At 70.8% G+C, this 18864-nt stretch carries 17 protein-coding genes; all 17 read left to right on the top strand.

Features of this window, described 5'->3' with window-relative positions:
• Positions 1 to 118 precede the first annotated feature (118 nt).
• Positions 119 to 1465 (top strand): MFS transporter, encoded by a 1347-nt coding sequence (locus BA895_RS06065; RefSeq protein WP_070191010.1) that lies wholly within the window; start codon positions 119 to 121, stop codon positions 1463 to 1465.
• Between the two features lie 245 nt (positions 1466 to 1710).
• Complete coding sequence (gene infC / locus BA895_RS06060) at positions 1711 to 2382, top strand: translation initiation factor IF-3 (RefSeq protein ID WP_083283050.1); 672 nt, start codon at positions 1711 to 1713, stop codon at positions 2380 to 2382.
• A 152-nt stretch (positions 2383 to 2534) separates the two neighbouring features.
• Positions 2535 to 2729: a 50S ribosomal protein L35 gene (gene rpmI / locus BA895_RS06055; RefSeq protein ID WP_070191008.1), complete on the top strand. Its 195-nt coding sequence runs from the start codon at positions 2535 to 2537 to the stop codon at positions 2727 to 2729.
• Positions 2730 to 2854: 125 nt separating this feature from the next.
• On the top strand, positions 2855 to 3250 hold the full coding sequence (gene rplT / locus BA895_RS06050) for a 50S ribosomal protein L20 (protein WP_070191007.1): 396 nt from the start codon (positions 2855 to 2857) through the stop codon (positions 3248 to 3250).
• A 95-nt stretch (positions 3251 to 3345) separates the two neighbouring features.
• Complete coding sequence (locus BA895_RS06045; RefSeq protein ID WP_070191077.1) at positions 3346 to 4164, top strand: RNA methyltransferase; 819 nt, start codon at positions 3346 to 3348, stop codon at positions 4162 to 4164.
• 50 nt (positions 4165 to 4214) lie between these two features.
• Entirely contained in the window at positions 4215 to 5366 is a 1152-nt protein-coding gene (locus BA895_RS06040; RefSeq protein WP_070191006.1) for an ATP-binding protein, read from the top strand.
• Between the two features lie 172 nt (positions 5367 to 5538).
• On the top strand, positions 5539 to 6648 hold the full coding sequence (gene pheS / locus BA895_RS06035) for a phenylalanine--tRNA ligase subunit alpha (protein ID WP_070191076.1): 1110 nt from the start codon (positions 5539 to 5541) through the stop codon (positions 6646 to 6648).
• Between the two features lie 7 nt (positions 6649 to 6655).
• Positions 6656 to 9217, top strand: a complete 2562-nt coding sequence (gene pheT / locus BA895_RS06030; RefSeq protein WP_083283049.1) for a phenylalanine--tRNA ligase subunit beta — start codon at positions 6656 to 6658, stop codon at positions 9215 to 9217.
• 80 nt (positions 9218 to 9297) lie between these two features.
• Complete coding sequence (argC, locus tag BA895_RS06025; protein ID WP_217493832.1) at positions 9298 to 10350, top strand: N-acetyl-gamma-glutamyl-phosphate reductase; 1053 nt, start codon at positions 9298 to 9300, stop codon at positions 10348 to 10350.
• On the top strand, positions 10347 to 11504 hold the full coding sequence (argJ, locus tag BA895_RS06020) for a bifunctional glutamate N-acetyltransferase/amino-acid acetyltransferase ArgJ (protein ID WP_070191003.1): 1158 nt from the start codon (positions 10347 to 10349) through the stop codon (positions 11502 to 11504). The genes argC and argJ overlap by 4 nt, the downstream gene beginning before the upstream one ends.
• Positions 11501 to 12466 (top strand): acetylglutamate kinase, encoded by a 966-nt coding sequence (argB, locus tag BA895_RS06015; protein WP_070191002.1) that lies wholly within the window; start codon positions 11501 to 11503, stop codon positions 12464 to 12466. Before argJ ends, argB begins: the two co-directional genes overlap by 4 nt.
• The gene (locus tag BA895_RS06010) at positions 12463 to 13647 is read left to right on the top strand and encodes an acetylornithine transaminase (RefSeq protein WP_070191001.1); all 1185 of its coding nucleotides are present in this window, start codon (positions 12463 to 12465) and stop codon (positions 13645 to 13647) included. The genes argB and BA895_RS06010 overlap by 4 nt, the downstream gene beginning before the upstream one ends.
• Positions 13647 to 14141: an arginine repressor gene (gene argR / locus BA895_RS06005; protein ID WP_070191000.1), complete on the top strand. Its 495-nt coding sequence runs from the start codon at positions 13647 to 13649 to the stop codon at positions 14139 to 14141. Before BA895_RS06010 ends, argR begins: the two co-directional genes overlap by 1 nt.
• A gap of 58 nt (positions 14142 to 14199) precedes the next feature.
• The gene (argH, locus tag BA895_RS06000; RefSeq protein WP_083283048.1) at positions 14200 to 15687 is read left to right on the top strand and encodes an argininosuccinate lyase; all 1488 of its coding nucleotides are present in this window, start codon (positions 14200 to 14202) and stop codon (positions 15685 to 15687) included.
• Positions 15688 to 15690: 3 nt separating this feature from the next.
• A complete protein-coding gene (locus BA895_RS05995) occupies positions 15691 to 16338 on the top strand; it encodes a DNA-3-methyladenine glycosylase (RefSeq protein WP_070190999.1) in 648 nt (215 codons plus the stop codon).
• Positions 16335 to 16979, top strand: coding sequence for a DNA-3-methyladenine glycosylase (locus tag BA895_RS05990; protein ID WP_070190998.1), 645 nt, complete (start codon positions 16335 to 16337; stop codon positions 16977 to 16979). Before BA895_RS05995 ends, BA895_RS05990 begins: the two co-directional genes overlap by 4 nt.
• A gap of 167 nt (positions 16980 to 17146) precedes the next feature.
• On the top strand, positions 17147 to 18406 hold the full coding sequence (gene tyrS, locus BA895_RS05985) for a tyrosine--tRNA ligase (RefSeq protein ID WP_070190997.1): 1260 nt from the start codon (positions 17147 to 17149) through the stop codon (positions 18404 to 18406).
• Positions 18407 to 18864: the final 458 nt, after the last annotated feature.

Raw genomic sequence — 18864 nt, 5'->3', positions numbered from 1 at the left:
ACAAGGGTGGGCGGGCTCTCGTCGCCAGCCCGGCCGTCGCAGCTGCCCTCCCTGTCACCGCCATCCCCCAACGCCGAGTGAGGTGCGTGATGTCGGTCGGAGGTGGCACGCTCTAGGGATGGATGTCCGGCAGTATCGATACGCGCTGGCGATCCGCGACACCCGAAACGCTCTGGTGCTCGGTCTGCTGATCCGGGTGCCCATGTTCGCCGGCACGGTGCTGCTCACCCTGCACGTGGTCATCGCCCTCGGGCGCAGCTACGGCCAGGCGGGGCTGGTGGCCGCCGCCGCCACGGTCGCGATCGCCATCTCGGGCCCGTGGCGAGGGCGTCTGCTCGACCGCTTGGGGTTGCGCCGCACCGTCGCCCCGTCGCTCGTCATCCAGGCCGTCTGTTGGTCGATCGCCCCGTTCGTCGACTACCTGCCCCTCATGGCCCTGGCCGCCCTGGCCGGTCTCTTCGTCGTGCCGACGTTCTCGATCCTGCGCCAGGTCATCATCCGGTCCGTGCCCGAGCACCATCGGCGCAGTGCCCTCTCGCTCGACTCGGCAGCGACCGAGGTCGCCTTCATGGCCGGTCCGGCGCTCGGCGTGTGGCTGGCCACGACGTGGAACACCGGCTGGGCCCTGTTCGCCTGCGAGATGGCCGCCGTCGCGGCCGGGTGCGTGCTGTGGGTGGCAAATCCTGCCATCAAGAGTGCCGCGCACACCGCCCCCCAGGCCGCCGCGGATGCCGGCCCAGCAGGTTCAGTGGTCAGGTCCGTGGGCGACGGTGCGGCCCAGGCCGTGATCGACGGGACGGCTGACGAGACGCTGACGGTCGAGGAGCCGGTGCCCCGGCGGGCCTGGCGTGGGTTCATCACGGCCCCCGTTGCAGCCGTCTACCTCGCCGCGCTCTGCACCACGCTGGTGCTCAGCGGCAGCGACGTCGCGATCGTTGCTGCCCTGCGCAGCTTCGATGCGACCGGCTCGATCGGCTGGATCCTCGCACTCTGGGGCGGTGGGTCGCTCATCGGTGGCCTCATCTACGGCGCCTGGCACCGGTCGTTCCCGGTCTTCTGGCTGCTAGGCGGCCTCTCACTGACCACCGTCCCGGTGGCCTTCGCCGTCGGGGTGCCGAGCTTCGCCGTGCTGCTCGTGCTCTCCGGGCCCTTCTGCGCCCCGACGATCACGGCCACGGTCGAGCACCTGAGCCGGGTGGTTCCAGAGCGGTTCCGGGGCGAGATGATGGGATGGCACGGCTCGGCCATGACGGGTGGGTCGGCGGTGGGAGCACCGGTGGCAGGCTTCGCCATCGACCATGCGGGCTGGCAGTGGGGTTTCGTCGTCGTGTCGGCGGCCGGCCTGGCGGTCGCAGTGCTCGGGGTGCTGGTGACCCGGCGAGGGCGCCGGGAGGAGACCCGGGAGGAGACATCGACCGCGCCCGATTCGGGCTCCGCCGTCCCGGCTGCTATTCTCGAGCACTGACCAGTTGTTGTCGTTCGCAAGAGCAGCAGCAACGTGCAAAGAGAAGCTCGCTTCCACCCGCGTCGGCACCAGTGTCGCCGGGTTCCAGGTCTGTTCGGCGCTCGCCCTGGTGGTGACCTGTCGAACCGTGCGACGTTCGGGAAACCGTGGGTTGTGCGCCACACCTAGGGCTCCTCGTGCACACGCGAGGAGCCTTTCTCGTTGTTGGCCACGACAGCCCGTCACCTGAAACTAAGGAGCACCACATCAGCGAGCCTCGCATCAACGAGCGCATCCGGGTTCCGGAAGTGCGTTTGGTTGGACCCAATGGTGAGCAGGTCGGCATCGTGCGCGTCGAAGACGCGCTGCGTCTGGCCGAGGAGGCGAACCTCGACCTCGTCGAGGTGGCCCCCATGGCCAAGCCGCCGGTCGCCAAGCTCATGGACTTCGGCAAGTTCAAGTACGAAGCCGCCCTGAAGGCACGAGAAGCACGCAAGAACCAGGTCAACACGGTCATCAAGGAGATCAAGCTCCGGCCGAAGATCGACCCGCACGACTACGGCACGAAGCGTGGCCACGTCGAGCGGTTCCTCAAGGCGGGCGACAAGGTCAAGGTGACGATCATGTTCCGTGGCCGCGAGCAGAGCCGGCCCGAGCTGGGTCGACGCCTGCTCGAGCGACTGGCCGATGACATCGGCGAGCTCGGCTTCGTCGAGTCGGCGCCCAAGCAGGACGGCCGCAACATGATCATGGTGATCGGCCCCACGAAGAAGAAGGCCGAGGCCAAGGCCGAAGCGCGCCGCTCCCGCGAGCATCGCGCCGAGCTGTCCGACGGGGCGGCCGGAACGCCTGACCCGGAGGCGGCTGCCGCCACCGAGGCCACCGAGGCTAGCGAGACCACCGCCGCCCAGACGGAGGCGACCGCAGCAGCCGAGTGACGCCTCACCCCGATCGAACGGCGAGTCTGCTCGCCAGAGCGCCCGTCAGAGTCGGGCGCCTGCGTGCGCCTCGCTCAGCCCAGCACGACCTCGTAGCAGCACAGAACGAGCACCACCTCAGAGCTCGTATCACCACAGAAGGAGACCGGCTCATGCCGAAGATGAAGACGCACAGCGGTGCGAAGAAGCGCTTTCGCCTCACGGGAACCGGCAAGGTGATGCGTGAGCAGGCCGGCGGTCGCCACCTGCTCGAGCACAAGTCGAGCAAGAAGATGCGTTCCCTCGCCAACGACGTCGAGCTGTCCAAGCCCGACGCGAAGAAGGCCAAGAAGCTCCTCGGCAAGTAGTCCGAGTCCCTACCCAGCATCTCGCTGAGCAGCCGGGACACCTCGGTCACGCCGGTCTCTCCGGCAGCAGCGTCAGGACCAGCCGTTAGTACCAGCACTGCATCAAGCAGAGAAGGAGTATTCACGTGGCACGCGTGAAGCGGGCGGTCAACGCCCACAAGAAACGTCGAGTCGTTCTCGAACGCGCCAGCGGTTACCGCGGGCAGCGCTCGCGCCTCTACCGCAAGGCCAAGGAGCAGGTCACCCACTCACTGGGTTACGCCTACCGAGACCGACGAGCGCGCAAGGGAGACTTCCGTCGTCTCTGGATCCAGCGCATCAACGCCGCCGCTCGCGCGAACGGCATGACCTACAACCGGTTCATGCAGGGCCTGAAGCTGGCCGAGATCGAGGTCGACCGCAAGATCCTCGCCGATCTCGCCGTCAACGACGCGCCGGCCTTCGCTGCCCTCGTCGAGCTCTCGCGGGCCCACGTGCCCGCCACCAACACCGGTGGCGCTGCTGCCGGTGACGCGGCCTGATCGGTTTCGTCTAGCCAGTTCACCCTCGCAGAACGAGCGCCGGGACTCCCGTGCCGAACCATCGCCCAGCCGGACCTTCAGAGCATCAGAAGGCTCTGACGAACCCTCGGTCAGACCGGGTGAAGGCGGTACGGTCACTGTCTCGGCGCTCGGTGCGTTCGCGCGCCGGTGAGTTTCTCGCCGAGGGGCCTCAGGCGGTTCGTGAGGCGGTGAACCACCGGCCCGACCTCGTACGTGACGTGTACGTCACTGCTGAGGCGGCGGCGCGGCATCCGGCCATCGTGCAGAACGCTCTTGATCGTGACCTGTGGGTGCACGAGGTGAGCCCTGAGGTGCTCGCCGCGATGGTCGACTCGCAGGCGCCGCAAGGGATCGCCGCGGTGTGCAGCACCCTCGACGTCACCCTCGAGGCGGCGATGGCGGCCTTGGTGGGTCCGACTGACCTGCGCCCCGCAGCCCTCGTGTGCGTGCTGACCAACGTGCGTGACCCGGGCAACGCCGGCACCGTCATCCGGGGAGCGGATGCCGCCGGCGCCGATCTCGTCATCGTCAGCGACTCGAGCGTCGATGTCTACAACCCGAAGGTCGTTCGCTCGACCGCCGGCTCTCTCTGGCACCTGCCGATCTGTGTCGGTGAACCGGTGCCGGCGATCCTGGCCGCCCTTCGCTCAGCGGGTGTCCGGCTTCTGGCGGCCGACGGCTCCGGAGCGAGCCTGCTGCCCGACGTCGACCTCACCTCGTCCCACGCGTGGGTGATGGGCAACGAGGCATGGGGGCTGCCCGCCGACCTGCGAGAGGCCTGCGACGAGGTGGTGCAGGTGCCGATCTACGGTCGCGCCGAGTCCCTCAACCTCGCTATGGCAGCCACGGTCTGTCTCTACGCCTCGGCCCAGGCCCTCCACGCGGCACACTGACGACGCGCCCGTTCGTCGCGACATGGCCCGACGCGGCTAGGGTCTGTCGCATGGCCAACGGCGAGGCGAGCGTGCTGCCCGACTCGGGCGAGGCGCTCGCCTTCGTGTCCACCATGGGTGACCTCCTGCCCGACGGGCTCATCGTCATCGGCTCCGACCGGGTGGTGCGCTTCGCCAACCAGGAGGCAGTGCGCATCCTCGACTGCGAGATGGGCGACCTCGTCGGTCGACCCCTCGCTGAAGGCCTGCCGCTGACCGACAAGTACGGGCGCGACTGGTGGGCGCACACCGACCCGTGGGACGGTCTCGGCACGCGTACCGGCCACCGCGAGAAGCTGCTGGTCGGGCCCGCCGGGCAGGACGTGCTGGTGACGGCCCGGTACGTGCGCGGTGAACGAGGTGGCCCCGTCAAGCGCATCCTGCTCGGTCTACGTGACGCCGAGGCGCGTCAGCGGGCCGAGCGCGACCAGGCCACTGTGCTCTCGACGGTGGCCCACGAGCTGCGTGCCCCGCTCACCTCCGTCACGGGCTTCACCAGCAGCCTGCTGCGGCGGTGGGACCGTTTCACCGACGAGCAGAAGCGGCTGATGATCGAGACGATCGAGGCCGACGCCACCCGGCTGACCCGCCTGATCACCGAGCTGCTCGACATCTCGCGCCTCGACTCGCATAGTCTCAACCTGCGTCTCGGCCCGGTCGACCTGCACGGGCTGCTCACCCGTCACGCGGTGCGCCACGAGCTGGGGCGCACCCCGGGCGCGGTGCGCCTGCGCCTCGGCGTCCGCGCCGAGGCCGAGGGGCTGCCCGAGCTGTGGGCCGACTCCGACCGGCTCGAGCAGGTGTTCTTCAACCTCATCGACAACGGACTGCTCCACGGTGACGGAGTCGTCACCGTCACCATCGACCGGGCGGGCCACGAACCCACCGATGGGCAGGCGAGCGGGCGCGCCAGTCACGACGACGACGCCATCGTCGTGACCGTCGAAGACGAGGGCGACGGCATCCCCGCCGAAGACCGCGACAAGGTCTTCGGCCGGTTCTGGCACGGCCCGTCCAGTGCCAGCACGGGCTTGGGGCTCTACGTCGTGCGCGGGTTGGTCGAGGCCCACCGGGGCACGGTGGTGGCCCTGTCGAACGAGGCCGGGGGAGCCCGCTTCGTCGTGCGACTGCCGTCGGGCCTGCCCGACGTGCTCGACCCCTGAGCCGGCTGCCGGGCTGCTGTGGTGACGGGCTGCTGTGGTGACGGCCATCCTCCAGCACGGGGCCGAACCCGCTCGTCCCTCGCCCTTAGACTTGGCGCTGCCCGTCCCGTCCACCGGGGCGGGCGTTCCACGAGACCTCCCCTCGAGCAACGAGAGCAGCGACAGCACCCCGATGTCTGCACCCAACAGCAACTACGACCCGGTCGAGGTGTCGGCCCTCGACCCGGCCAATGTCGACGCCGCGCTCGCTGACGCTCTCGCGGCCGTCGCGGGGGCCACTGACCTCGACGACCTCAAGACCGTGCGCATCGCCCACCAGGGCGACAAGAGCCCGCTGGCCCTGGCCAACCGCGAGATCGGCGCTCTGCCCCCGACCGCCAAGGCGGAGGCCGGCAAGCGTGTCGGACAGGCTCGGGGAAAGCTCGGTCAGGCCTTCGCCGCCCGCCAGAGCGTGCTCGAGGCCGAACGCGACGAGCGCATCCTCGTCGACGAGCGGGTCGACGTCTCGGTGCCGGCCCTGCGTCGGCGCCCCGGTGCCCGGCATCCGATCGAGCTGACCGCCCAGCGGCTCGTCGACGCCTTCGTCGGGATGGGCTGGGAGGTCGCCGAGGGCCCTGAGCTCGAGAGCGAGTGGCTCAACTTCGACGCCCTCAACCTCGGCCCCGACCACCCGGCCCGCCAGATGCAGGACACCTTCTTCCTCGACCCGGTCGACTCGGGTCTCGTGCTGCGCACGCAGACCTCGCCGGTACAGATCCGCACCATGCTCGAGCAGGAGCCGCCGATCTACATCGTGGCGCCGGGCAAGGTGTACCGCACCGACGACCTTGACGCGACCCACACTCCGGTCTTCCACCAGATCGAGTGCCTCGCGATCGACAAGGGCCTCACGATGGCCCACCTGCGCGGGGCCCTCGATGCGTTCGTGCGCATCATGTTCGGCCCCGACACCCGCACCCGCGTGCGGGCCAACTACTTCCCGTTCACCGAGCCGAGCATGGAGACCGACTTCCTCTGCTTCGTCTGCCACGGAGCCGAGACGTGGGGCACCGCCGAGCAGTGCCGCACGTGCGGTGGCTCCGGGTGGATCGAGCTGGGCGGCTCGGGCATGGTCAACCGCAAGGTGCTGCGCACGTGCGGGATCGACCCCGACGTCTACTCCGGGTTCGCGTTCGGGCTCGGCATCGAGCGGGCCCTCATGTTGCGTCACGGTGTGCAGGGCATGCACGAGATGGTCGAGGGCGACATCCGCTTCTCGCAGCAGTTCGGAATGGGAGCCTGACGTGCGGATGCCGCTGAGCTGGCTCGCCGAGATCACCGACCTGCCCCAAGGGGCGAGCGGCGCCGATGTGGCCGCGAGCCTCGTCTCCGTGGGGCTCGAGGAGGAGGACCTGCACGGCGGTGACCTGACCGGCCCGCTCGTCGTGGGCCGGGTGCTCGAGGTCGAGGAGACGGTGCAGAAGAACGGCAAGCCGATTCGCTACTGCGTCGTCGACGTGGGGCACCACGGCCAGCAGGTCACCGAGGGTAAGCACCAGGAGATCGTCTGCGGCGCAACGAACTTCGCGGTCGGCGACCTTGTCGTCGTCGTGCTGCCCGGCGCCGTGCTGCCCGGTGGCTTCGCGATCTCGGCGCGCAAGACCTACGGCCGCATGTCGAACGGGATGATCTGCGCCGAAGACGAGATCGGCCTCGGTCACGACCACGACGGCATCATCGTGCTCGAGCGGCTGCTCGGCGACAAGGCGGCGGCCGACCTGCAGCCGGGCGACGACGCGATCGCCCTGCTGGGCCTGGCCGACGAGACCCTCGAGACGAACGTGACGCCCGACCGCGGCTACTGCCTGTCGGTGCGCGGTCTCGCCCGCGAGTACTGGCACTCCCAGGGCAGCCCGGCCGGCGGTTACCGCGACCCGGCCGTGGTCGAGGTTCCTGCGGGCAACGGCGGCGGTCACCCGGTGCGCCTCGAGGACGAGGCGCCGATCGCCGGCAACGCCGGCTGCGACCGCTTCGTGGCCCGAGTCGTGCGCGGCATCGACCCAGGGCGCCCCACGCCCGCCTGGATGCAGAAGCGCCTGACCCAGATGGGGATGCGCCCCATCTCGCTCGCGGTCGACGTGACGAACTACGTCATGCTCGCCGTCGGCCAGCCGCTCCACGCCTACGACCTGGCCACGCTCGACGGGCCGATCGTCGTGCGCCGCGCCCGGCCCGGGGAGACGCTGACGACGCTCGACGACGTCGCCCGGAAGCTGCGCCCCGACGACCTGCTCATCACCGACTCCGGTGAGCGCCCGCTGGCGATCGCCGGTGTCATGGGCGGTGCCTCGTCCGAGGTCGGCCCGGCGACGAGCGACGTGCTCGTGGAGGCAGCGCACTTCGACCCGACCACCGTCGCCCGCAGCTCGCGGCGCCACCGGCTGGTGACGGAGGCGTCCAAGCGCTTCGAGCGCGGAGTCGACCCGGGCGTCACCGCGGCTGCCGCCCAGCTGGCCGTCGACCTGCTCGTCGAGCACGGAGGCGGCACCCCCGACCCGGGCGTCACCGACATCGACCACACCACGACGCGTTCGGCCTACCGGCTCGACGTGACCGAGCCGAGCCGAATCGTCGGGGTCGACTACCCGCGCGACCGGGTGGTCGGCATCCTACGTGACCTCGGCTGCGTCGTCGAGGAGTCGGGCGAGGGCAGCGACGACCGCCACGTGCTCGTCACTCCGCCGTCCTGGCGACCCGACCTCGACAACGACTCCCCGGCGCCCGACTACGCCGAGGAGGTCGCCCGGATCGACGGCTACCACCGCATCCCCTCGGTTACCCCTACCCCGTCGGAGGGGCGGGGCCTGACCCACGGGCAGAAGGCGCGACGGCTGGTCGCCGACAGCCTGGCGGCGGCCGGCTACACGGAGGTGCTCAGCTACCCCTTCGTCGCCGCCGAGATCGCTGACCACTTCGGCCTGCCGGCCGACGACGAGCGCCGACTGGCCGTGCGGGTCGCGAACCCGCTGTCGGAGGAGCGGCCACTGCTGCGCACCACGGTGCTCAGCAGCCTCGTCGACGTGCTGCGGCGCAACCTCGCGCGCGGGCACAAGGACGTCGCCCTCTACGAGGTGGGCCTCGTCTTCCGACCGGGCGGGCCGCTCGAGCGAGCGCCGATCCCGGGCGTCGCGTCGCGACCGGACCGCGCCAGCCTCGAGCAGCTCTACGCCGCCGTGCCCGACCAGCCCCGTCGGGCGGCGGTCGTCGCGTCGGGTCAGATCGAGCAGGCGGGGTGGTGGGGGCCGGGCCGCACGGCCGACTGGAGCGACATGGTCGCGGCCGTGCAGACGGTGGCCGCTGCGCTGGCGGTGCCGGTGCTCGTCGAGAGCGACGCCGATCACGCCCCCTGGCACCCCGGGCGCTGCGCCCGGATCACCCTGACCGACGGCACGCTGGTCGGTCACGCGGGCGAGCTGCACCCCAAGGCGCTCGCGGCCCTCGAGCTGCCGGCGCGCACCGTCGCGGCGGAGTTCGACCTCGACGTGCTCACGGCCGCGAGTGAGGCCCCGGTTCAGGTGAGGCCGTTCTCGACCTACCCGCCGGCGCTGACCGACGTCGCTCTGCTCGTGGCCGGGGCGGTGGCGGCGGCCGACGTCGAGGCGGCGTTGCGGGCCGGGGCAGGGGAGGCCCTCGAGCGCATCGTGCTCTTCGACGTGTACGAGGGCGAGCGCATCGAGCCTGACCATCGCTCGTTGGCCTACCGGCTCACGTTCCGGGCGCCCGACCGCACCCTCACGACCGAGGAGGTCAACGGCTTCCGTGACGCTGCTGTCGCCGCGGCAGCCGAGGCGACCGGCGCCGTCCAACGCTGAGAACCCCTCGTCGACGGTAAGAACGTCGTCGAGAGGGCAAGAAATGCAGGAATATGCATGGCTGTGTATAGTCATGCATTGTGATCAAGGCAGCAGTGGCGGGCGCGAGCGGCTACGCCGGGGGCGAGATCCTCCGGCTGCTGCTCGCCCACCCGCAGCTCGAGGTCGGCGCCATGACAGCCGGCAGTCGGGTAGGTGTTCGGCTCGGGGGAGTCCACCCTCACCTGATGCCGCTGGCCGACCGGGCCTTCGAGGCGACGACGGCAGCGGTGCTGGCCACCCATGACGTCGTCTTCCTGGCCCTGCCCCACGGTCACTCGGCGGCTCTGGCTGCCCAGCTGCCACCGGAGGTCGTCGTCATCGACTGCGGCGCCGACTTCCGGTTGCAGTCTGCCCACGAGTGGGAACGGTTCTACGACACGCCCTACGCGGGTTCGTGGCCCTACGGGATGCCCGAGCTCGTCGTGGGCGCGCAGAAGCAACGTCACGCCCTCGTCGGCGCCACGCGCATCGCCGTCCCCGGCTGCTACCCGACGGCGGTATCGCTGGCTCTCGCTCCCGCGCTCGCGGCCGGCGTCGCCCACCCCGACGACGTGGTCGTCGTAGCCGCCTCCGGCACGTCGGGAGCAGGCCGCTCCCTCAAACCGCACCTGCTGGCGAGCGAGGTGGTCGGTTCGATGTCTCCCTACGGGGTCGGTGGCGGCCACCGGCACACGCCGGAGATCGAGCAGAACCTCTCGCTCGCCGCCGGAGCCCCGGTCACCGTCTCGTTCACCCCCACGCTCGCGCCCATGGCCCGCGGCATCCTCGCCACCTGCACCGCCAGGCTGACGGATGCCGTGTCGCCGACCGGTGCGGTCGAGCAGGTGCGGGCCGTGTTCGAGGCGGCCTACGCCGACGAGCCCTTCGTGCAGCTGTTGCCGCAGGGACAGTGGCCGGCCACCGCGAACGTCGTGGGCAGCAACATGGTGCAGGTGCAGGTTGCCGTCGACGAGCACGCCGGCCGCGTGGTGGTCGTCTCGGCCATCGACAACCTGACCAAGGGCACTGCGGGTGCCGCCGTGCAGTGCACGAACCTCGCCCTCGGTCTCGACGAGACGCTCGGGCTGCCGATGAACGGAGTGGCGCCATGAACGCGAACGTCAAGCTGCCCAAGGGGTTTCGGGCCGCGGGAGTGACAGCCGGGCTCAAGGCGAGCGGCCGTAGCGACCTCGCCCTCGTCGTCAACGACGGTCCCGACCACCACGCCGCCGCCGTGTTCACCTCGAACCGCGTCGAGGCCGCGCCGGTCACGTGGTCGCGGCAGGCGGTCAGCGACGGGCGCATCGACGCCGTCGTGCTGAACTCGGGTGGCGCCAACGCCTGCACGGGCACGCAGGGCTTTCTCGACACCCACCGCACCGCCGAGCACACCGCTGCTGCGCTGGGGGTGTCGGCCGGCGACGTCATGGTCTGTTCGACCGGCCTGATCGGCGAGCTGCTGCCGATGGACACGCTGCTCGCGGGAGTCGACGCCGCCCACGCAGCCCTCGCCGCCGACGGCCATCTCGCTGCCGCCAGGGCCATCATGACCACCGACACCGTGCCGAAAGTGGCAGGCCATCACGGCGCCGGATGGTCGATCGCCGGTATGGCCAAGGGCGCCGGCATGCTCGCGCCGGCGCTCGCGACGATGCTCGTCGTCATCACCACCGACGCCGTGGTGGCGGCCGCCGACCTCGACGCGGCCCTGCGGGCCGCGACGGCGGTGTCGTTCGACCGCATCGACTCCGACGCCTGCCAGTCGACCAACGACACCGTGACGGTGCTGGCCTCCGGGGCCTCCGGCGTGGGCGTGGCTCTCGGCGAGCTCACCACTGCTCTCACCGGGGTCTGCACCGACCTGGCCCGCCAGCTGATCGCCGACGCCGAAGGCGCCTCGCACGACATCGCCATCGAGGTGCGAGGTGCCGCCACCGTCGAGGACGCCCTGGAGGTGGCTCGGGCGGTGGCGCGCAACAGCCTCTTCAAGTGCGCCGTCTTCGGCAACGACCCCAACTGGGGCCGGGTGCTCGCCGCCGTGGGCACGACCCGCGCGGCCTTCGAGCCGGCCACGCTCGACGTCGCGATGAACGGCATCCAGGTGTGTCGTTCGGGAGGAGTCGGTGACGACCGGTCGCTCGTCGACCTCACCCCGCGGGAGGTGCACGTCGCCATCGACCTGCACGCCGGCGAAGCGACCGCGACGATCCTCACCAACGACCTGACCCACGAGTACGTCCACGAGAACTCGGCCTACTCGACATGACCCCACAGGATTCTTTGCACCTGCGCGGCCTCATCGACGCCGCCGCGATCCGGGTCGCGGCGGGCAAGGCGGCGACCCTGGTCGAGGCCCTGCCGTGGCTGGAGCGTTTCCGCGGTGCCCTGGTGGTGGTCAAGTACGGCGGCAACGCCATGGTCGACGACACCCTCAAGAAGGCGCTCGCGCAGGACATCGCCTTCATGCGGTTCGCCGGGTTGCGCCCGGTCGTCGTGCACGGCGGCGGCCCGCAGATCGGGGCGATGCTCACCCGCCTCGGCCTGGTGAGCGAGTTCAAGGGCGGCCTGCGCGTCACGACCCCCGAGGTGATGGAGGTGGTGCGCATGGTGCTGTCCGGTCAGGTCGGGCGTGAGCTCGTCGGGCTGCTGAACCAGCACGGCCCCATCGCGGTCGGGCTGTCGGGCGAGGATGCCGGTCTGCTCGGGGCCCGCCGCCGGGGCGCCGTCGTCGACGGCGAGACCGTCGACATCGGCCTCGTGGGCGACGTCGAGAGCGTCAACCCGTCGGCCGTGCTCGACATCCTCGCGGCGGGCCGGGTGCCGGTCGTCTCGACCATCGCACCCGACCTCGACGCACCCGGGCAGGTGCTCAACGTCAACGCCGACACTGCCGCCGGGGCCTTGGCGGTGGCCCTGGGAGCCGAGAAGCTGGTGGTGCTCACCGACGTCGAGGGCATCTACGCGAGCTGGCCCGACCGAGGCTCGCTGCTGTCCGAGATCAACGTGACCTCGGCGAAGGTGCTGCTGGGTCAGGTCGACGACGGCATGGTGCCCAAGCTCGAGGCGTGCATCCGGGCCGTCGAGGGTGGCGTGCCCCAGGCTCACGTGGTCGACGGACGCAAGCCGCACTCGATCCTGCTCGAGATCTTCACCGACGAAGGCATCGGCACGATGGTGCTGCCCGACACCGACTCGACCACCGATTCGACCACAGAGGAGGCGTCATGACCGCCGGGAGCGAGCTGCTGGGTCGCTACGCGAGGTCGATGGTGCCGGTGTTCGGCACCCCGCAGCTGGTGCTGGCCTCGGGTGACGGCTGCTGGGTCACCGACGTCGACGGCCGGCGCTACCTCGACCTGCTCTCGGGCATCGCCGTGAACGCCCTCGGCCACGCCCACCCGGCGCTCGTGCAGGCGGTGGCGAAGCAGGCCGAAGCGGCCATCCACCTCTCGAACTTCTTCACCTCGGAGCCGGCGATCGCGCTCGCGGAGCGGATCCTGCAGATCGCGGCGGCCCCGGCCGGGTCCGGGGTGTTCTTCACCAACAGCGGCACCGAGGCGATCGAAGCCGCCCTCAAGCTGTCGCGACGCACCGGCCGCTCGAAGATCGTCGCGCTCGAGGGCTCCTTCCACGGACGGTCGACCGGTGCGCTGGCGCTGACCCACAAGGCGGCCTACCGCGAGCCCTTCGAACCGCTGCTGCCGGGCGTGGTGTTCGTGCCGGCCGGAGACGAGCAGGCGCTGCGCGACGCCGTCGACACGACTACCGCCGCCGTCATCCTCGAGCCGATCCAGGGCGAGGCGGGTGTGCGCGAGCTCGCCGACGACTACCTGCGGCTCGCGCGTGAGCTGACCACCAGCACGGGCGCACTACTCGTCGTCGACGAGATCCAGTGTGGCATCGGCCGGACCGGTGACTGGTTCGCCCACCAACGGTCCGGCGTGGTGCCCGACGCCATGACGCTCGCCAAGGGGCTGGGCGGCGGAGTGCCGATCGGTGCTCTCGTCACCTTCGGTGACCGCGTCACCGGCCTGCTCGAGGCCGGCCAGCACGGCACCACCTTCGGGGGCAACCCGCTCGCCTGTGCGGCCGGGCTGGCCGTGCTCGACACCATCGAGAGAGACGACCTGCTCGAGCACGTGGTGACGGTCGGCGCGCTGCTCGACGACCTCGACGTCGAGGGCGTGGCGGCCACCCGCGGACGAGGCCTGATGCGCGCCATCGAGCTCGACGGCATCCCCGCGCCGGCTGCGATGGAGGCCGCCAGGAACGCCGGCTTCATCGTCAACGCCGTGACTCCGACGGCGCTGCGGCTCACGCCTCCCCTCGTGATCACGGCCGACGAGCTACAGTCGTTCCTCGCGGCGCTACCGACCATCCTCGAGGCGGCTAAGGGGGCGGGTCGCTGATGAGCCGCACGCAGCGGCAGCGACGCATCATCGAGCTGCTCGGCGAGAACGTGGTGCACAGCCAGGGGGAGCTGGCCGACCTGCTCGTCGCGGAGGGCACCGACGTCACCCAGGCCACCCTCTCCCGAGACCTCGTCGAGGTCGGGGCGGTCAAGGTGCGCCGCGGCCGCGCCCTGGCGTACGCCGTGCCGGCCGAGGGCCCTGCGCCGGGAGGTGTGGCGTCGACCGGGTCCATCGCCGACGCGGCGAGCGACCGACTGAGGCGCACCTGCGAAGAGCTGCTCGTGTCTGCGGCGGTGGCGCTCAACCTCGTGGTGCTGCGCACACCACCGGGGGCCGCCAACTACCTCGCCTCGGCCATCGACCAGACTCGTGACCCCGACATCATGGGCACGATCGCCGGAGACGACACGATCCTGCTCGTCGCCCCGTCAGCAGACCAGGCGCACGCGATCGCCGTGCGCCTGCTCGACCTCGCGGGCTCGGGCGACTGACCGGCCCGGCCGGTCGATCGCTGCCCGCCCACCGTTACCGCACCAGGAGATGGACGCCATGAGCCCCGACACCACGCCGCCACCCGAGACCGCGCAGCCTTCGACCTCGCAGCCGTCGACCTCGCAGCCGTCGGGCGACCGGATGAGCCTGTGGGGCGGACGGTTCGCCGGCGGGCCGGACCAGGCCCTCGCGGCCCTGTCGAAGAGCACGCACTTCGACTGGCGGCTGGCGCCACACGACATTGCCGGTTCGCGCGCCCACGTCCGAGTGCTGCACGCGGCGGGCCTGCTCTCCGACGAGCACCTGTCGGGCATGCTCGCGGGCCTCGACCGACTCCACGACGACGTCCTCTCGGGGGCCTTCCTACCGGATGAGGGCGACGAAGACGTGCACACAGCGCTCGAGCGAGGGTTGATCGAGCGGGTCGGCCCCGACCTGGGTGGGCGACTTCGCGCCGGCCGGTCCCGTAACGACCAGGTGGCCACCCTGTTTCGGATGTACCTGCGCGAGCACGCCCGCCTGGTAGGTGGATTGGTGCTGGATGTTGTGGATTCGTTGGTAGGGCAGGCAGACCGACACCTCGGGGTCGCCATGCCCGGCCGCACCCACCTGCAGCACGCCCAGCCGGTGCTGCTCTCGCACCATCTGCTCGCCCACGCGTGGGCCCTGTTGCGCGACGTCGACCGGCTGCGCGACTGGGACGTTCGCACCGACTTCTCGCCGTACGGGTCCGGTGCCCTGGCCGGGTCGTCACTGGGTCTCGACCCGTCGGCGATCGCGCGGGATCTCGGGTTCTCGTACCCGGTCGAGAACTCCATCGACGGCACGGCGTCGCGAGACTTCGTGGCGGAGTTCTCGTTCGTCTGCGCGATGACCGCCGTCGACATCTCGCGGCTCGCGGAGGAGGTCGTGATCTGGGCGACGAAGGAGTTCTCGTTCGTCAGCCTGCACGACTCCTACTCCACCGGGTCGAGCATCATGCCGCAGAAGAAGAACCCCGACGTGGCCGAGCTGGCTCGGGGCAAGGCCGGGCGCCTCGTCGGCGACCTGGCCGGCCTGCTCACGACGCTGAAGGCGCTGCCGCTGGCGTACAACCGCGACCTGCAGGAGGACAAGGAGCCGGTGTTCGATGCCGTCGACACTCTCGAGGTGCTGCTTCCGGCGTTCTCGGGCATGGTGGCGACGCTGACGTTCCACACCGAGCGTCTCGAGTCGCTGGCCCCGCAAGGGTTCGCGCTGGCCACCGACATCGCCGAGTGGCTGGTGCGCCAAGGCGTGGCCTTCCGGGTGGCGCACGAGGTGGCGGGCGCCTGCGTTCGCGACTGCGAGCAGCGCGGCATCGAGCTGTGGGACCTCACCGACGACGACTTCAGCCGGCTCAGCGAGCACCTGACGCCCGCGGTGCGCTCGGTGCTCAGCGTCGAGGGTTCGCTCGCCTCGCGTGATGCCGTCGGCGGAACGGCCCCCGTCCGCGTCGCCGAGCAGCTCGGCGCGGCGCGGGCACGACTGGCGCAGGCTCGTGACTGGACTGCGGCTACCGTCTGAGCAGTGACCCCCGCACCGTGCGCCGACCGGCTGCCCCGTGAGTTCTTCTCTCGGCCGGTGCTCGCCGTGGCGCCCGCGCTGCTCGGGTGTGAGCTCACCCACGCCGGCGTCACCGTGCGCATCACCGAGACCGAGGCGTACGCCGGTGCTCGAGACCCGGGGTCGCACGCCTACCGCGGCATCACGCCGCGAACCCGACCCATGTTCGGCCCGGCGGGCTTCACCTACTGCTACTTCACCTACGGCAACCACTGGATGCTCTGCCTCGTGGCAGGAGACGACGGCATCGCCGAGTCGGTGCTCGTGCGAGGCGCGGAAGTGGTCGTCGGCCACGACCTCGCGCGCGTGCGCAGAGGCACGGACCGTGAACGGGACTGGGGCCGCGGGCCCGGCCGGCTGGCTCAGGCGCTCGCGCTCGGGCGTGAGCACACCGGTCGCGACTTCTGCCGGCCCGCGGTCGGGGAACCGATCGACCTCACCGTGACGGCCCCACGGCATCCGGTCGACCCGCAGCGCGTGCGCACCGGCCCACGGGTCGGGGTGAGCGGCCCGGGAGGTGACGGCGTCACCTACCCGTGGCGGTTCTGGCTCGACGGCGAGCCCAGCGTGTCGGTCTACCGCCCCGGGGCCGTCCGCGAGCGGCGCCCGTGACCGAGGAGGCCGAGCCGGTCCGGCTGGGCCGTGAGTTCTTCGCCCGCCCGGTGCTCGACGTGGCCCGTGAGCTGCTCGGCTGTGAGCTCGCGCACGCTGGGGTGACGTTGCGGATCACCGAGACCGAGGCCTACGCCGGCGGGCGTGACCCCGCTGCACGGGTGCTGAGCCGCCAGACCCGGCACAACGCGCCGGTGTTCGGGGCCGCAGGCCACCTGTTCGTCTACTTCACCTACGGACACCACTGGATGGCGTGCATCGTCAGCGGTCAGGTGGGGGAGCCAGACGTGGTGCTCCTGCGAGCCGGAGAGGTGCTCGCCGGCCAGGCAGACGTGCAGCTGCGCCGGGGCCCCGTTCGCGAACGGGACTGGTGCCGAGGCCCGGGCCGTCTCGCGCAGGCCTTGGCGCTGACCGGGTCGCACTCGGGCCTCGACGTCTGCCGAACTGAGGTCAGGCACCCGACCGGCCCCGTGGTCACCGCCCCGTGGCATCCGGTAGAGGCGGCTGCGGTGCGCACCGGGCCCCGGGTGGGGGTGCGGGGACCCGGCGGTGACGGCACCGACTACCCGTGGCGGTTCTGGTTGGCCGACGAGCCGAGCGTGTCTGCCTACCGCGCGGCGGCCCCGCGCACCGGGCGGTAGGCGGCCACGCGTGCGGCCGCGACCCACCGAGACCGGGAGCGCCCGGCATCCGGGACCGGCCTGAAGTCATTCGTCAGCGAGCCTGCCGGTAGGGCAATCTGTGGCAGGCACGTTGCGTGCAGGCCCAGCCCCAGACCCAGACCCCCGAGTAGAGGACACCGATACCCGTGACCGACATCTTCGACGAGCTGCAGTGGCGCGGCCTGGTGGCGCAGTCCACCGACGAGGCGGCGTTGCGTCAGACCCTCGCGGACGGACCGGTCACCCTCTACTGCGGCTTCGACCCGACGGCGCCGTCGCTGCACTTCGGAAACCTCGTTCAGCTCGTCGTGCTACGCCTCTTCCAGCGGGCCGGTCACCGGGTGATCTGCCTCGTCGGCGGCTCGACCGGTCTCATCGGAGACCCGCGACCGACGGCGGAGCGGGTGCTGAAGACCAAGGAGACCACCGCCGACTGGGTCGCTCGCATCCAGCACCAGGTGCAGCCCTTCCTCGACTTCGAGGGTGAGAACGCGGCCGTGCTGGTCAACAACCTCGACTGGACCGCGCCGATCTCGGCCCTCGACTTCCTGCGCGACATCGGCAAGCACTTCAGGGTGAACCAGATGGTGCGCAAGGATGCCGTGGCGGCTCGGCTCGAGAGTCAGGAGGGGATCTCCTACACCGAGTTCAGCTACCAGATCCTGCAGGCGCTCGACTTCCTCCAGCTCTACCGGGAGCACGGCTGCACGCTCCAGACGGGGGGTGCCGACCAGTGGGGCAACCTCACCGCCGGCGTCGACCTGGTGCACCGGGCCGACGGGGCGACGGTGCACTGCTTCACGACGCCGCTGCTGACCGACGCCGCCGGCCGCAAGTTCGGCAAGTCGGAGGGGAACGCCGTCTGGTTGAGCCCGGAGATGACCAGCCCGTACGCCTTCTTCCAGTACTGGGTCGGGGTCGAGGACGCGTCGGTGGTCACGTTGCTCAAGGTGTTCACCGACCGGTCCAGGGAGGAGATCGACGTGCTCGAGCGCCAGGTCGCGGAGGAGCCGTTCCGCCGAACCGCCCAACGCGCCCTGGCGGCCGACGTGACGACCCTGGTTCACGGCCCCCTGGCCACGGCCGCCGTACAGGCCGCCTCAGAGGCGCTCTTCGGCAAGGGCGACCTGGCCACGCTCGACGCAGCCACGCTCACCGATGCCACCGCCGAGCTGCCGGGGGCTCCGGTTGCCGTGGGGACCTCGGTGGTCGACGCTCTGGTCGAGGTCGGTCTCGTCGACTCCCGCAACGCCGCGCGACGTGCCATCGCCGAGGGCGGGGCGTCGGTCAACAACGTGCGGGTGGTGGGCCCCGACCAGGTGCTGGCGGAGGCTGACTTCCTCGGGGGCGCCGTGGCCGTGCTCAAGCGCGGACGTCGCAACCTTGCCGCCGCCCGCCGGGCCTGACCACAGACCAAGCCTCTGATGGCTGCCTCAGGCCACTGTGCGGAGGCCAAGCCCCTTGTGCTGCAGGCGGATTCACCCATAACGGGCCGGCTGCCGTCACGGATTTGTGTTTGCCGCGAAGGTCGGGTTACTGTTCTCTTCGTCAGCCCGACAGGGAGGAACGGACGCCACCGCCACAGCGTGAGAACGCTGAGCGAAGTAGGCCGGTCCCGGGGTCTGACTCTCGATGCAGCTTCGACCATGACTCGTCGTGGGGAGCGCTCGGGACCGGGCAGCCGGTGGGCAACAGGAGCACGGATCGCACAGCGACCGGGCGACGGTTTGACCGCCGCAGACTGGCCGGGTAAGTTTGAAGGGTTGCCCCGGGAGCGGATGCCGACAGGATCGGTGGCGCCGAGGTGTATGTCCGATTTTTGAGAACTCAACAGCGTGTCAGATAATCGATGCCAATTTTTTGT

It is taken from the genome of Humibacillus sp. DSM 29435, assembly GCF_001758225.1.
In the GTDB taxonomy this organism is placed as follows: Bacteria; Actinomycetota; Actinomycetes; order Actinomycetales; family Dermatophilaceae; genus DSM-29435.
Note: the sequence above shows the minus strand (reverse complement) of the source record. Positions and strands in the feature narration are given on the sequence as shown.

Coding starts and splice junctions, on each gene's coding strand:
- BA895_RS06065 (WP_070191010.1), top strand. CDS start 119: ATGGATGTCCGGCAGTATCGATACGCGCTGGCGATCCGCGACACCCGA.
- rpmI (WP_070191008.1), top strand. CDS start 2,535: ATGCCGAAGATGAAGACGCACAGCGGTGCGAAGAAGCGCTTTCGCCTC.
- BA895_RS06040 (WP_070191006.1), top strand. CDS start 4,215: ATGGCCAACGGCGAGGCGAGCGTGCTGCCCGACTCGGGCGAGGCGCTC.
- pheS (WP_070191076.1), top strand. CDS start 5,539: ATGTCTGCACCCAACAGCAACTACGACCCGGTCGAGGTGTCGGCCCTC.
- pheT (WP_083283049.1), top strand. CDS start 6,656: ATGCCGCTGAGCTGGCTCGCCGAGATCACCGACCTGCCCCAAGGGGCG.
- argJ (WP_070191003.1), top strand. CDS start 10,347: ATGAACGCGAACGTCAAGCTGCCCAAGGGGTTTCGGGCCGCGGGAGTG.
- argB (WP_070191002.1), top strand. CDS start 11,501: ATGACCCCACAGGATTCTTTGCACCTGCGCGGCCTCATCGACGCCGCC.
- BA895_RS06010 (WP_070191001.1), top strand. CDS start 12,463: ATGACCGCCGGGAGCGAGCTGCTGGGTCGCTACGCGAGGTCGATGGTG.
- argR (WP_070191000.1), top strand. CDS start 13,647: ATGAGCCGCACGCAGCGGCAGCGACGCATCATCGAGCTGCTCGGCGAG.
- argH (WP_083283048.1), top strand. CDS start 14,200: ATGAGCCCCGACACCACGCCGCCACCCGAGACCGCGCAGCCTTCGACC.